This window comes from Tomitella biformata AHU 1821 (assembly GCF_000524475.1).
GTDB classification, from domain to species: Bacteria; Actinomycetota; Actinomycetes; order Mycobacteriales; family Mycobacteriaceae; genus Tomitella; species Tomitella biformata.
Genome location: NZ_BAVQ01000036.1, coordinates 1 through 14,030, shown reverse-complemented (window position 1 = coordinate 14,030; position 14,030 = coordinate 1). Strand labels below are relative to the sequence as shown.

The following is a 14,030-nucleotide window of genomic DNA, read 5'->3' as shown; positions in this document are numbered from 1 at the left end:
TACGAACGTCCCGATCACTACACACCGGGAAACACACTTCGCGGAGATACATCACATTATCGGCTTCTTGTTAACTGGATCACACTGATTAATAACTTAGGCGACTGAACACCCCGCCGCAAGACCGGGGGTCGATTACGTCCTGAACTTCCGTCCTATGCCACTAAAAGTAGGGTCGAAACCGGGTCGACACCGCCCGCGCTTCCCTGCCGCAACGCGCCTTTGCCGCTGCGCCTGCGTAGTCTGTGCTTCGTGCCACCTGGAAAGACCATCTGGAAGTTCATCGGACTGTGCCTCATCGCGGGCGTAGTGCTCTCTGGCGTGCTGTTCCCCGTGTTCGGCGGCCTCGGCATCGCCATCAACCGGGCAAGCGACGCTGTGGACTCGACGTCAGGCGAGGTCCTGGAAGGCGACGCGCCCGCGGTCACCACCGTCACCGACGTCAACGGGACACCCATCGCCTGGCTCTACGACCAGCGCCGCTTCGAGGTACCCACCGAGGAAATCTCGAACTACATGAAGATGGCCCAGGTCTCCATCGAGGACCGCCGATTCACCGCCCATAAGGGCGTGGATTGGCAGGGCACCCTGCGCGCGTTCCTGACGAACACCAGCAGCGGCGAGGTCCAGCAGGGCGCGTCGACCATCGACCAGCAGTACATCAAGAACTATCAACTCCTCGTCGTCGCGCAGACGGACGCGGAGCGCAGGGCCGCCGTCGAGACCACCGCCGCACGCAAGATGCGCGAGATCCGGATGGCTCTGACCCTCGACAAGTCCCTGTCGAAGACCGAGATCCTCACCCGCTATCTCAACCTCGTCCCCTTTGGCAACAGCAGCTTCGGCGTGCAGGACGCCGCGAACACGTACTTCGGCATCGACGCGAAGGACCTCAACCTGCCGCAGGCCGCGATGCTCGCCGGCATGGTGCAGTCCCCGTCCCGGCTGAACCCGTTCACCAACCCGGAGGAGGTCACCGCCCGGCGCAACCTCGTCTTGGACTCGATGGTGACCAGCAGCTCCATCACCGCACAAGAGGCGGCCGAGACCAAGCTGCTGCCCCTGGGCGTGCTGCCCGAGCCGCAGTCGCTGCCCCGCGGCTGCATCGCCGCCGGCGACCGCGGCTTCTTCTGCGACTACGTGGTCAAGTACCTCTCCGACGCCGGCTTCAGCTCGCAGCAGCTCAACCGCAGCGGCTACACCATCAAGACGACGCTCGACCCGGCCGTGCAGGACGCCACCAAGGGCGCCATCGCCAGCGAGGCCCCCGCCAGCCTCGACGGCATCGCCATGGTCATGAACGTGATCCAGCCTGGCCAGGCCGAGCACCGGGTCCTCGCCATGGCCAGCAGCCGCACCTACGGGCTTGACGTGAGCCAGGGCGAGACTGTGCAGCCGCAGCCGTACTCGATGGTCGGCGACGGCGCGGGCTCCATCTTCAAGGTCTTCACCACGGCCGTCGCGATGGAGCAGGGCCTGGGCCTCGACACCGTGCTCGACGTGCCGTCGTTCTTCGCCGCGCAGGGCATGGGCCACGGCGGCGTCGTCGGCTGCCCGGCCGACTCGTACTGTGTCCGCAATGTCGGCGCGTATCCGCCCACCATGACGCTGACGCAGGCGCTCGCCACGTCCCCGAACACCCCTTTCGTCAAGATGATCCAGGACGTCGGGGTCTCACCGACCGTCGACATGGCGGTCAAGCTCGGCCTGCGTTCCCTGGACCATCCCAACACCTCCGGCGTCGACGGGCGCAGCCTCGCCCAGATCGTCAAGGACGAGAACCGCGGCTCGTTCACCCTCGGCCCCACCCCGGTCAACGCGCTCGAGTTGTCCAATGTGGCGGCAACCCTCGCGTCGGACGGCGTGTGGTGCCCGCCCAGCCCCATCGACTCGGTCACCGACCGCAACGGCAAGCCCGTCGCGGTCACCCAGCAGGCGTGTGAGCAGGTCCTGGACCCCGGGCTCGCCCGCACCCTGTCTGTCGGCCTGGGCCAGGACCACGTCGGCGGCGGCACCTCCGCCGCGGCCGCAGCGTCAACCGGCTGGACGGCCCCCGTGTCCGCTAAGACCGGCACCACGGAGACCTTCCGGTCCTCGGCCTTCCTCGGCTACACGGAGTCGCTGGCCAGTTCCACCTACGTCTACAACGACGGCACCCGGCCCGGCCCGGTGTGCTCCAGCCCGCTGCGCCCCTGCGCCGAGGGCAACGTCTACGGCGGCACGGAGCCAGCCCGCACTTGGTACAAGGCCATCGGCGCGCTGCTCGGCCAGTTCCCCGCGAACGGACTGCCCCCGGCCGATCCCCGCTTCGTCGCCGGCGCGGTGGAGTCCGCCATCCCCGACGTGATCGGGCGGACCGAGCAGTCCGCGACGACCCGCCTCAAGGGTGCCGGCTTTGCCGTCAAGGTGGCCACCGTCCCCGGCAGCGACCGTCGCGGCACCGTCGTCTCCACCACGCCCTCGGGGTCCGCGGTGCCCGGCTCGACGGTAACCATCAACATCAGCGACGGCTCCCAGCCGAAGCCCCCGCGGGGAGCGCAGCCGACATCGCCGGCGGGCACCCCCCCAGGCGACTAGCCGGCGAGCTTCGCCCGCACGATCGCCGAGATCCGCGTGCCATCCGCGCCGCCGGCAGCGCGGGCGGTCGCGGCCTTCATGACCTGGCCCATCTGCCGCATGCCGGGAGCCTCGCCGGTCTGCGCCTGGACCTCCGCCATCGCCTCGGCCACCAGCGCCGCGACGGCGTCGTCATCGAGCGGCGCGGGCAGGTAGGCGGCGATGACCACTCCCTCGGCGCGCTCCTTGTCGGCGAGTTCCGGGCGGCTGGCGTCGTCGAATAGCTGCGCCGCCTCGGCCCGCTTCTTCGCCTCCTTGGCGAACACCTTGAGCACCTCTTCGTCGCTGAGCTCGCGGGCCACCTTGCCGGCGACCTCCTCCGCCTGCACCGCTGCCAGCAGCATGCGCAGCGTGCCGGTCGTCAGCGCGTCGCGGGCCTTCATAGAGGTGGTCATATCTTTCCTGAGCCTGGCTTTCGCATCCGTCATAGCCGTAAACGCTACGCCCCCTTGGCCCGGCAACCGACCCAGGAACGCCCTTCTCCCTGCGTGTTGACGTATCCTGGTCTACGTGTCAAAACTGTTGCGCCACCCCTGGACCACTGCGGCAACCGCGGTAGCCGGCGCTGGAGCGCTTGCCCTCGGCTACGCCACCCTCATCGAGCGGAACGCGTTCACCTTGCGCACCCAGACCATGGAGGTGCTGGCCCCCGGCTCCGCCACGCTGCGCGTGCTGCACATTAGCGACCTGCACATGATGCCGAACCAGAAGCTGAAGCAGGACTGGATCCGCGAGCTGGACCGACTAGAGCCGGATCTGGTGATCAACACCGGCGACAATCTGGCGCACCCGAAGGCCGTGCCCGCGGTGGTGCAGGCGCTCGGCGGGCTGCTCGCCCGGCCGGGGCTGTTCATCTTCGGCAGCAACGACTACTTCGGTCCGCTGCCCAAGAACCCCCTCAAGTACTTCGACAAGAACCATAAGCGGGTCGCCGGCGAGCCGCTGCCGTGGAAGGACCTCCGCGCGGCGTTCAATGAGCGTGGCTGGCTCGACACCACCCACAATCGCCGCGAACTCCGGGTGGGCGGCGTGCGCATCAGCGCGGCGGGGGTAGACGATCCGCACCTCAAACGCGACCGCTACGACACCATCGCCGGCCCCGCAAACCCCGAGGCAGATCTGCGCATCGCGCTCACACACGCGCCCGAGCCCAGCATCCTCGACAAGTTCGCCGCGGACGGCTACGACTTGGCACTGGCCGGGCACACCCATGGCGGGCAGCTGTGCCTGCCGCTCTATGGGGCGCTGGTGACCAACTGCGGTATCGACCGCTCCCGTGTCAAGGGCCCGTCACGCTGGGGCGCGCACATGCGGCTGCATGTTTCGGCGGGCCTGGGCACCTCCCCGTACGCGCCGGCGCGCTTCCTCTGCCCGCCCGAGGCAACACTATTGACACTGGTCCCGGTCAAATCCGATACCGTCCGCACCCTCGAGACTAAGGGCGTTTCGCGTTTTGAGGCTGGTGTGCGTTAGACTCAGCGAGGTTCGATCGACCGGCAATAGCCATGAGATCAGACTGCAATAAGGATCAGCTAATTGATCAAAACGGGGTGTGGCGCAGCTTGGTAGCGCGCTTCGTTCGGGACGAAGAGGTCGTGGGTTCGAATCCCGCCACCCCGACGCTTTGGTTGAGAAGCAGTCGAGACCCCGGCTAGCGGAAACGCAGGCCGGGGTTTCCTCGTATCTGCAGGAGCCGCAGGTCCCGCAGCCATCGTCGGCAACGGCCGGCCTCGCCGCTGCGTCTTCTCGCGGCCCGGTGCAATATGGAGATTGACATGACAGACGCCCATACAGGACTCGCGTATCGCACCGACCAGATCGCGATCACCCCGCCGGCCGCCACGTCGTGGCGATGACCGCCCCCGCCATCATCTGGTTCCGCCGCGATCTGCGCGTTGCCGACCTCCCCTCCCTCCTCGCGGCGGCGGACCACACGCGGAACGCCCTCGCCGTGTTCGTGCTCGACGACGCGCTCCTGGGCCCCGCGGGGACGCCCCGCATCGCCTTCCTCGCCGGCTGCCTGCGCGCGCTCGACTCGGACCTCGGCGGCCGACTCCTCCTCCTGCGCGGCGACCCCGCCCGCGTGCTCCCCAACCTGGTGACGACGGTCCAGGCGGGCGCGGTGCACGTGAGCGCGGATTTTGGCCCCTATGGCGCGCGCCGCGACGCCGCGGTCGAATCCGCGCTCGCCGCCGCCGGACCCCCGGCGCCGCTGATCCGCACAGGCTCTCCGTACGCCGTCTCCCCCGGCCGCATCCACACCAAGTCCGGTGGCCCGTACAAGGTGTTCACGCCGTTTCGGCGCGCGTGGCTCGAGCACGGCTGGCACACCCCTGCGCGCACCGACGCCGGCACCCTCGACTGGCTCGACCCCACGGCCCTGCCCGGCCGGATCAGCGTCGAGGACGCGGCGCGGGCGATGACCGGCGCACCCGCTGCCAGCGATGCCGCGGCGCTCCCCGAGCCCGGCGAGGCGGCCGCCCTGCGCCGGTGGCGTCAGTTCCGCGGCGAGCCGCACGGCGATCTGGACCGCTACGACCCCGACCGCGACCGCCCAGACCTCGACACCACCTCCCGGCTGTCCCCCCACCTGAAGTTCGGCTGCATCCACCCCCGCACGGTGCTGCACGATCTGCGGGGCCGCACCGACCCCGGCGCGAACACCTTCCGCAGCGAGCTGGCCTGGCGGGACTTCTACGCCGACGTGCTCCACCACCGCCCCGAGACCGCCCGTCGCAACTACAACGCCAAGTTCGACCTCCTCCGCCACGACACCGGCCCCGACGCCGACCGGGCCTTCGAGGCGTGGCGCACCGGCCGCACCGGCTACCCGATAGTGGACGCGGGCATGCGGCAACTGCTCGCCGAGGGCTGGATGCACAACCGCGTCCGGATGATCACCGCCTCGTTCCTCACCAAGGATCTCCACCTGCCGTGGTGGCGCGGGGCCCGCCATTTCATGGCCCACCTGGTGGACGGCGATCTCGCCTCGAACCAGCACGGCTGGCAGTGGACCGCCGGCTGCGGCACGGACGCCGCCCCCTACTTCCGGGTGTTCAACCCCACCGCCCAGGGCGAACGGTTCGACCCCACCGGCGAGTATGTGCGGCGGTGGGTGCCGGAGCTGCGCGGGATCCCGGGCAAGGCAGTGCACCGGCCGTGGGAGGCCCTGGTCGCGGAGGATCTGTTCACCGCGTCCGCGTCCCGGCACAGCACGAGTCCAGCCGGCGGGTACCCACGCCCGATCGTGGACCACGGAGAGGAACGCCGGGTCGCGCTTGCCCGCTACGGGGAGTTGTGAGCGGCGGCGCTCGGGTTTAGGTCTTCCCCAACTGGTGCCGCAGCGCCGTCTCCAGGTCGGGGTGGCGGAACCGGTGGCCCCGCTCCTCGAGCCTGCCGGCGGCCACCCGCTGGCAGGCGAGGGCCAGCTCCCTCGCGCCCTCCGCGCCGAGCAGCAGTCGCGGGCCGAACGCCGGCGCGGGGAGGACTGCGGGACGGCGCAGGACCTTCGCGAGCACGGCGGCGTACTCGGCGTTGCGCACCGGGTGCGGCGCGACCGCGTTGACCGGGCCGCGCACGTCGAGATCGACCAGCGCCCGGTGGTAGACGCCGACGAGGTCGTCGAGGTCGATCCACGAGAGCCACTGCTGTCCGCTGCCCAGCCGACCGCCCACCCCGAGCTCGAACATCGGCCGTTGCAGGCGCAGCACCCCGCCGAGCGGGGACTGCACAATGCCGGTGCGCACGGCCACCACCCGCAGGCCGGCGGCCGATGCGGGCGCGGTGGCCGCCTCCCAGTCCGCGACGGTGTCCGCGAGGAATCCGTCGCCGCGAGTCGAGTCCTCGGTCAGCACCTCGTCCCCGCGGTCGCGGCCGTAGAACCCGACGGCCGACGCGCACAGGAACGTCGCCGGCCCGTCCGCCGTGTCGGCCGCCAGCTGGGCGAGTTTCCGCGTGGGCTCGATGCGGCTGGCGCGGATGGCCCGCTTGTGCGCCGGGGTGAAACGCCCCCCGATGCTCGCCCCCGCCAGGTGGATCACCGCGTCCACGCCGGCGAGCAGGTCCGGCGCCGGGGTCTCGACATCCCAGCGCCGCTCGTCGGGCCCCGCGGGTGCGCGGCGGACCAGCCGGATCACCCGGTGCCCGCCGGTGCTCAGGAACGCGGAGAGCGCGGTGCCGACCAGCCCCGAACTGCCGGTGATCGCGACTGTCAACTTGCGGTCGCCGATCGAGTCGGCCCAGCGGTGGGCGGCGAGGTCCGCCGCGACCTGACGGTGGCGGTACTCGAACATCGGGCGCAGGAACCACTCCGGCGCCACGGTCTCGACCTGGTCCGTCATCAACGTCCGGCCCTCCGCCACCGCAGCGAACGTGTGGGTGTGCCGCCAGGGCAGGACCGTGGCGAGCGGACGGCCCGCCGAGTAGTCGACGAACCGGCGCGGCGGGTCGTAGGCGGCCGCGTCGTGCTGCGCGACCCACCGCACCCCGCCGGGCAGCCGCAGCAGCGCGCTCCCGTCGGCGAGGGAGTCGGCCTCCCGGAGCAAGCGCATCGGCTGCCAGGGCGGGGAGAGCCGGGTGAAGGCCCCTGGCCTGCTGTGCCAGTCGAAGACCTCGGTCTGTGCGGCCTCGACTTCGCTTGCATATGTGATGCCCATTACTAGACAATAGCCGTCTCGGTGCTCAGCCTTGCAGCGCGCGCTCCACGAACTGCCGTAACACGTCCACCTCGGCCGCGGAGTTCCTGGTGCGCGGCAGGTAGTGCTCCGGCCGGGTCTTGCGGTCGTGCCAGAACCGCGCGTTCGGCAGATCGTGGGCCGTGGCGGCGAGCCAGGTGATGGTGTCGGCGCCCTGATCAGGACTGCGCAGCACCGCGCCGGCCACCCGGTGGAATCCCGGGAGCGATGCCGCCACCCCCGGAGTCTCGACCCACCCGGGATGCATGGCCGCAACCGTCACATTCGCCTCCGCCCAGCGCGCGGCCAAGGCGGGGAGCAGCGCGACCTGCATACGTTTGCTCCGGGCATATGCGGTCGCGCCACGGTACGTCCCACTGCGGTACTCGAGGTCCTCCACGTGCAGAGACTGGGTGTACATGCCGCCCGAGCAGACGAACACGACGCGCGGGCGGGCCGATCGGGCGAGCGCCGGCAGCAACTCCTCGGTGAGCAAGATCGGGCCGAGGACATGCGTGGCCATGGTGATCTCGTGCCCCTGCGCCGATTGCCTCCGCACGTCGGGCAGCACGCCGGCGTTGTGGACGAGCGCGTCCAACTTCGGCAACGTCTCCCCTAGCCGCCGGCCTGTCGACCGCACGTCGTCGAGGTCGGAGATATCGCAGCGCTCAATCCGGATGCGCGCGCCCGGGTTTGCGCGCAGGATATCCGCGCGCGCGGCAGCGCCCTTCTCCACGTCGCGCACGAGCATGACGACCTCCGCCCCGAACCCCGCCAGCTGCGCCGAAGCGGCCTTGCCGATGCCGGAGTTGGTGCCGGTCACCGCGACGACCGCGCCGGTCAGCGCCTGGTCGACAGGGTCCTCGTCGCCCCAGCGGCGCGCCCGAAGCGCATACCCGAGGCGGGAGTAGCCGGGCGCCACCATTCGGTCGAGCGCCGCGTCGGCGAACGCGGACACGGCCGATCCGGCCTCGCGTGGCGAGAATCGTGTCATGGCGGGGTTCCTTCCCTACGGATGTCGCGCGCCCTCTGCGGAGAGTAGGTGTGCGTACCCCTCCCGGTAGGTCGGGTAGGCGAAGCGGAATCCGCTCTCGCGCAGCCGCGCGTTGGTTAGCTGTTTGCCGGCCAGGGGCGTTCGCCCATCGTGCTGTGCAGACTCATCGACTGACGGTGTCCCCGCGTCCGCCGGCAGCACTCCCCGCTGCGCGGCCAAGAACTCTGCCACGTCGCTGCGCACCGCCGGCTCGCAGTCGCTGCCGAGGTACAGACGCCGGGGTTCCGCCACTGCGCTGGTCAAATGCACAATCGCGGCGGCGTCATCGCGGTGAATCCGATTGGTGTAGCGGTCGGGACCGGAGTGCGCGACGCCGTCACGCACCTGGCGCAGCAAGCGCCCGCGGCCCGGCCCATACAGCCCGGACAACCGCAGCACGATGGCGTCGGGAGCCCGGAGACGCACCAAACATTCGCCCGCGTAGACGATCTCGCCGGTGCCAGGCCGCGGCGCCACCGGCGACGATTCGTCCAGCACGCGGCCATCGTCGATGTCGCCCCACACCGAGGTCGAGGAGACCAGCAGTATCCTCCTCGGGCGCGCCCCGGCCTGCTCGAGCGCGGCGAGCAGGTGCGCGGGGGCATCGAGGTAGGCGTGCCGGTAGCCGTCGACGCTCCGCGTGTCCGGCGTCAGCGCGAGCACCACGATGTCGGTGTCAGCGGGAATCTCGGGGATGTCACGGGCTAGATCAATCCGGCGGCCCTCGATGGCCGACGGCAATAATTCCGGGCGGCGGCGCAACCCGAGCACCCGGTGGCCGGCGGCGGCGAAACGCAGACCGGCCTCGGTGCCCAGATCACCGCAGCCGGCGATCACGACCGTCACCGGTGCTGTCCGCTCATGCCTCGACCACGGCTTTCATGCGTTCCAGGGTGCGGCGCATGTCGTTGCGAACCCGCCGTCCACGGAGAGCGCCGAACAGGATCCAGTACGGCCGCGCCCACAGCGCGGCGGTGAAGTCGAACGTCTCGGTCACCTCGACGCCGCCGCCCGCCCGGGGCTCGAGCCGATAACCCCAGCGGGTCAGTGGGTTGTCGGCCGCGCCGACGCCGAAGGTGAACTCGCGCTGCGGGTCGCACACCTGCACGGTGCACGGGGTCCAGTAGGTGGGGCCGATCTCGTTTCGGCGCACGTGGCCGCGAAACCGTGCCCCCGCCGCCGGTCCGGTCGCGCCCCCGAGCCATTCGGCCTCGAAGGTCTCCGGCGAGAACTCCCCGATGCGGGTCACATCGCTGACCAGGTCCCACACCTTGTCGATGTCGGCATTCATCGTGATCGTCGCTTCCTCATGCATGACACGACACTACCGGTGCTCCTGGACCGCACCGCGATGTCAGCGGGCCACACCGGGTTTGCCGTCCACGGCGCTGAAATCGGTGATGCCCAGTTCAGAACACCGCGATGAGGTGCGGGCGCGGACTCCGGATCGAGTCGCCAACTCTATGCGGCGACCAATTCACGCAGATCAATCACGTCCTCGACACACACATCCACAGACCTCCGGACCAGGCGGCGCACGGCGACGCGGACGTCCTCCGCGACAGCGGCCACCGAGCTGCCGCAATCAACGATTATGTGCACCTCGACGCGCTCGAACTCGTTGACACGTACCCCGCGGATCCGCCGGCCGAACAGCTGCGTCACGATCTCGTCGTGCGAACCGCCATCGAGTTCGATCACCCCCGGAATTGATTGAACGGCCGCAACAATCTTATCGGCCAACCCTGCAGTGCTCACTGTCATCGTGCACTCACTTCCACCCGTGTTGATTACTCACCTCGCCGACGGCCTCAGCTCTTCGCCCGCTATAAAGCGCGGGCGACTTCAGGGACCTTGAAGTCGCCCGCGTCGAAACTCGGCTAGTTGTCGCCGGCGATCTTCGCGGCGATCTCGTTCGCCTTGTCCTTGACCGTCTCTGCGGCCTTCTTCACTCCCGACGACACCTGATCGGCCTTGCCCTCGTTCTCAAGGTCCGCGTCGCCGGTCGCCGCGCCCGCAGATTCCTTGGCACGGCCCTTCAACTCTTCTGCCTTGTTCTCGAACTTGTCCTTAATACCCATGTCAGCACCTCCGTGATTGGGGACTTTCACTTTCCGCACAGCGCGCGGGATTAACAGCTGCGCCATGGCGATGTCCTGCAGCCTGCGATTACGGCGGGCACTACGCGGTTTGACTAGATCGCGGCCGGCGAGAGTCGCGCTTCGCACGAGGTTCCGCCACACGATGGTCGTCGATCACTGAGCGCCGACCACTGAGCGCCGATCAGAGCAGGCTGCCCGGTTCCCCGAGGGGGGTTACCAAGGTGAATGCAAACGATCCGAGCACCATGCTGATGTCCTTTCGATCGTTGTTTGATGCATGCTCGACGGTAGGACATGAATCTGTGTGTTGCAACAACTTTGAGTGGTGGAATCCAGGGGAAATACGCGCTGCGCTGGTATGACCTGAACAAAAATCGCCCTCGGGGACGGCGGGTCGCGGGGCTGCTGTCCGCCGTGCCGCTGCCAGCTCGCACCGCAGGATCGCTGCCACGCCCAATCTGTCAGAGAGGCGCATCGTCGCTGCGAAGTCCCGGCGGCTGTGGCATCGTCGAGGTCATAAACCCGAGCCGTTGCCTGTGCACGGCGGACGGCATCCAACGTGCGGAGCGAGGTGAGATGGCCATGGCCGCCAGCGCCAGCGGGGACGCCTTCGAAGGCGTTGCCGCTGAACTCGACTATCCGATGCTGATCGCCACCACGAGCGCGGACGGCGAGTCCACCGGCTGCTTGGTCGGCTTCGCCACCCAGGTCAGCCTGCAGCCAGCGCGCTTCCTGGTCTGCCTGTCCGATAAGAACTACACCCATGCCGTCGCCACCCGCGCCAGCCACCTCGCGGTGCACTACATCGCCGCCGATCAAGTGGAGTTGGCGCGGCTATTCGGCGAGCAGACGGGCGACGTGATCAATAAATTAGCGCGCTGTGACTGGCGCCTGGCCGCAGACGGCCTGCCCGTGCTCACCGGCGCCGAGTGCTGGTTTGCGGGCCCCATCGTGCAGGTTGTCCCGTTCGGCGACCACACAGGTTTTGTCATCGAGCCCGACCGCGGGGCAGCGCCAGAGCGCTCAGCCCAGCTATTGTCCTCGCTCCAGGTCCGGAGCCTCGAGCCTGGACACGGAGCGTGACCTCGACTGCATCTCGTGCGTGCCGTGCCCGCCGGGGAGACGCGTCCCGCGCACCGTCGCCGGGGCTCGTGGCGGCGCACCTCGTCGGGGTCGGCGAGCTGCGCATGGATTGGCCTGGACACGCCGCGCACGCGGCAGGCGGCGCGTAGCCTCGGACCATGAACCGCGAGCGAGTGCTGGTGACAGGCGCCACGGGGTATATCGGGGGCCGGTTGGCCCCGCGTCTCGCCGCAGCGGGCTTCCGCGTGCGGGTGCTGGCAAGGTCGCCGCAGAAGCTCCAAGACGTGCCGTGGGCAGACAGCGTCGAGATCGCCCGCGGGGATCTCGACGACGTGGCCACGCTGCGGGCCGCCTTCACCGACGTGGACATCGTCTACTACCTCGTGCACTCGATGAGCGGGTCCGCGAACTTCGTCGAGGCGGAGCGGCAGAACGCCGTCAATGTCGCCGCCGCGGCGCAGGAGTGCGGTGTCGGCCGGATCGTGTACCTCAGCGGTCTGCACCCGGACACCGCCGACCTCTCCCCCCACCTGCGGTCTCGGACGCAGGTGGGGGAGATCCTCATCGGCTCGGGAGTGCCGACGATGGTGCTGCAGGCGGGGGTGGTCATCGGCTCCGGGTCGGCCTCCTTCGAGATGATCCGCCACTTGACCAATCGGCTGCCGGTGATGACCACGCCCAAGTGGGTGAACAACCACATCCAGCCGATCGCGATCCGCGACGTGCTGCACTACCTGCTCGCCGCGGCGGACGCCGAATTGGCCGCGAGCCGGACCTTCGACATCGGCGGCCCGGACATCCTCACCTATAGCGAGATGATGAAGGTCTACGCGGAGGTTGCTGGGCTGATCAGGCGTCGGATCCTGGTGCTACCGGTGCTGACCCCGAAACTCGCAGGGCTCTGGATCGGCCTGGTCACGCCAATCCCCCTACGGCTCGGCCGCGCGCTGATCGAGTCACTGAGCCACGACGCGGTCGCGAGCGAGCATGACATCGACGCCGTGATCGCGCCGCCCGCCGAAGGCCTGACGCCGTATCGCCGCTCCGTCGAGCTGGCGCTGCGCCGCATCGAGACCGGCGAGGTGGAGACCACCTGGGCCAACGCCTCGGCCGTCGGGGCGCCCTCCGACCCGCTGCCCTCCGACCCAGACTGGGCGGGCGAGGTCGTCTATGTGGACCGCCGGAGCACCGAGTGCGAGGCTGACTCGCAGACGCTCTGGGAGGTGGTCGAGGGCATCGGCGGCGAGAACGGCTGGTACTCCTTCCCCCTCGCCTGGTCGGTGCGCGGCTGGCTGGACCGGATCGCGGGCGGGGTGGGCCCCTACCGCGGCAGACGCAACCAGGATCGGCTGAACACCGGCGATCCCCTGGACTTCTGGCGCGTGGAGAAAATCGACCGCGGCTCGCTGCTGCGCCTGCGGGCGGAGATGCTGGCACCGGGCGGAGCCTGGCTCGAATGGGAGATCAGCCCGCTGCCCGGCGCACGCTCCCGGTTAGACCAGCGCGCCATCTTCTTCCCGCGCGGTTTGGCCGGGCGCGCCTACTGGTACGCGATCTTGCCCTTTCACGGCGTCATCTTCCGCGGCATGCTCCGCAATCTCGCGGGCACCGCCGAGCGACGCCAGGAAGCGAACTAGGCCCGCACGCGCACCGCCGGCGCCATCACACGGTGCACAGCGGCTGCACGCCCGCGCGGCCGCCCGTCGTCGGCGAGGTCAACAGCAAGCACGAGTTATAGCCGCGGGCCTCGACCACCGAACGAATCTCCCGCCACTGCGCATCGGAGACCGACGGGTTGCGCGAGAGCACGAACCCGGACAGCCGCGCGGGATCGCCCACCAGCGCCCACGAGTAGTCGTCGGCGATGTGGGTCACCACATAGTTCGACGGCCCGTCCTGCCCGCCCTGGAAGGGCACCCCCGGAAAGCTCACGTGCAGTGCGGCCCCGGTGATCGGATCGTTGACCCGCGCGTTCCCCGCAATGCCGCTGACGCCACCGGTGTACGTGGTGCACCTGTTGTCCACGCTGATATTGGACTCGTCGATCAGCCCGTAGGTCGCGGTGGTGTCCCGCGCGCAATTGAGGTTGAACGGCTGCGGCACGGCGGCCAACTGATACCAAGATCCCAGGTAGCGGGCCGTGTCGAGCTTAGCCACAGGGGCCAGCGGCGCAGGGAAGACCGCGCCCAGGGAGCCCACCACCGGATTGGGTGCCGGCCCCGCCACCGCTGGCGCCGCCCCGAGCAACAAACCCACGGCCCCCGCCACGGTGCCAGCTGCCGCGCACCACCTCGTCATTTTGCCCATGATTCGCACACCTCGTCCATTATCCGGGCCGCAAGGTTTGCGGCCACAAGAGAGAATTCGGAGCGACCGGCGATTCGGATGGCCCCGCGGCCATCCGAATCCTGCGCGGCTCCGAATCTGCCATAGATCTACTGTGCTCTATTGAACTGCCCCAGGTTCTGTGCCGCTCCTAAACGGGCTGCGGCTCAGCCTTGAGGGCAGCATAATGAACTTGCT

The 14,030-nt window shown here is 69.2% G+C and carries 13 protein-coding genes and 1 tRNA gene; 6 read left to right on the top strand and 8 right to left on the bottom strand.

Features of this window, described 5'->3' with window-relative positions; translation table 11 throughout:
* The first annotated feature begins 252 nt into the window (after window positions 1-252).
* Window positions 253-2,577, top strand: coding sequence for a penicillin-binding protein (locus TBIF_RS12065; RefSeq protein WP_024795050.1), 2,325 nt, complete (start codon window positions 253-255; stop codon window positions 2,575-2,577).
* Here the strand turns inward: TBIF_RS12065 and TBIF_RS12060 are convergent.
* Complete coding sequence (locus tag TBIF_RS12060; protein WP_024795049.1) at window positions 2,574-3,044, bottom strand: GatB/YqeY domain-containing protein; 471 nt, start codon at window positions 3,042-3,044, stop codon at window positions 2,574-2,576. The genes TBIF_RS12065 and TBIF_RS12060 overlap by 4 nt on opposite strands.
* A gap of 82 nt (window positions 3,045-3,126) precedes the next feature.
* Between TBIF_RS12060 and TBIF_RS12055 the strand changes: the two genes are divergently transcribed.
* The 3 genes from TBIF_RS12055 (at window position 3,127) to TBIF_RS12040 (ending at window position 5,917) form a co-directional block, all read left to right on the top strand.
* A complete protein-coding gene (locus TBIF_RS12055) occupies window positions 3,127-4,089 on the top strand; it encodes a metallophosphoesterase (RefSeq protein WP_372435173.1) in 963 nt (320 codons plus the stop codon).
* Window positions 4,090-4,162: 73 nt separating this feature from the next.
* Window positions 4,163-4,236, top strand: a tRNA-Pro gene (locus TBIF_RS12050).
* A gap of 232 nt (window positions 4,237-4,468) precedes the next feature.
* A complete protein-coding gene (locus tag TBIF_RS12040) occupies window positions 4,469-5,917 on the top strand; it encodes a cryptochrome/photolyase family protein (protein ID WP_024795047.1) in 1,449 nt (482 codons plus the stop codon).
* A 16-nt stretch (window positions 5,918-5,933) separates the two neighbouring features.
* On the opposite strand, the gene TBIF_RS12035 is transcribed toward TBIF_RS12040, so the two are convergent.
* The 6 genes from TBIF_RS12035 to TBIF_RS12010 form a co-directional block, all read right to left on the bottom strand.
* The gene (locus tag TBIF_RS12035; protein ID WP_024795046.1) at window positions 5,934-7,271 is read right to left on the bottom strand and encodes a TIGR01777 family oxidoreductase; all 1,338 of its coding nucleotides are present in this window, start codon (window positions 7,269-7,271) and stop codon (window positions 5,934-5,936) included.
* A gap of 25 nt (window positions 7,272-7,296) precedes the next feature.
* Window positions 7,297-8,283 carry an SDR family NAD(P)-dependent oxidoreductase gene (locus TBIF_RS12030; RefSeq protein WP_024795045.1) on the bottom strand — a complete coding sequence of 329 codons (987 nt, stop codon included), beginning with the start codon at window positions 8,281-8,283 and terminating at the stop codon, window positions 7,297-7,299.
* A 15-nt stretch (window positions 8,284-8,298) separates the two neighbouring features.
* A complete protein-coding gene (locus TBIF_RS12025) occupies window positions 8,299-9,168 on the bottom strand; it encodes a Rossmann-fold NAD(P)-binding domain-containing protein (RefSeq protein ID WP_024795044.1) in 870 nt (289 codons plus the stop codon).
* A gap of 13 nt (window positions 9,169-9,181) precedes the next feature.
* Window positions 9,182-9,637 carry an SRPBCC family protein gene (locus TBIF_RS12020; RefSeq protein WP_024795043.1) on the bottom strand — a complete coding sequence of 152 codons (456 nt, stop codon included), beginning with the start codon at window positions 9,635-9,637 and terminating at the stop codon, window positions 9,182-9,184.
* Window positions 9,638-9,783: 146 nt separating this feature from the next.
* Complete coding sequence (locus TBIF_RS12015) at window positions 9,784-10,086, bottom strand: Asp23/Gls24 family envelope stress response protein (protein WP_038170940.1); 303 nt, start codon at window positions 10,084-10,086, stop codon at window positions 9,784-9,786.
* Between the two features lie 116 nt (window positions 10,087-10,202).
* Window positions 10,203-10,403, bottom strand: coding sequence for a CsbD family protein (locus tag TBIF_RS12010; RefSeq protein WP_024795041.1), 201 nt, complete (start codon window positions 10,401-10,403; stop codon window positions 10,203-10,205).
* 603 nt (window positions 10,404-11,006) lie between these two features.
* Between TBIF_RS12010 and TBIF_RS12005 the strand changes: the two genes are divergently transcribed.
* On the top strand, window positions 11,007-11,507 hold the full coding sequence (locus TBIF_RS12005) for a flavin reductase family protein (RefSeq protein ID WP_038170999.1): 501 nt from the start codon (window positions 11,007-11,009) through the stop codon (window positions 11,505-11,507).
* Between the two features lie 158 nt (window positions 11,508-11,665).
* Window positions 11,666-13,144, top strand: coding sequence for an SDR family oxidoreductase (locus tag TBIF_RS12000; protein WP_024795039.1), 1,479 nt, complete (start codon window positions 11,666-11,668; stop codon window positions 13,142-13,144).
* Window positions 13,145-13,169: 25 nt separating this feature from the next.
* Here the strand turns inward: TBIF_RS12000 and TBIF_RS11995 are convergent, their stop codons facing one another.
* The gene (locus tag TBIF_RS11995; RefSeq protein WP_024795038.1) at window positions 13,170-13,814 is read right to left on the bottom strand and encodes a lipocalin family protein; all 645 of its coding nucleotides are present in this window, start codon (window positions 13,812-13,814) and stop codon (window positions 13,170-13,172) included.
* Window positions 13,815-14,030 lie beyond the last annotated feature (216 nt).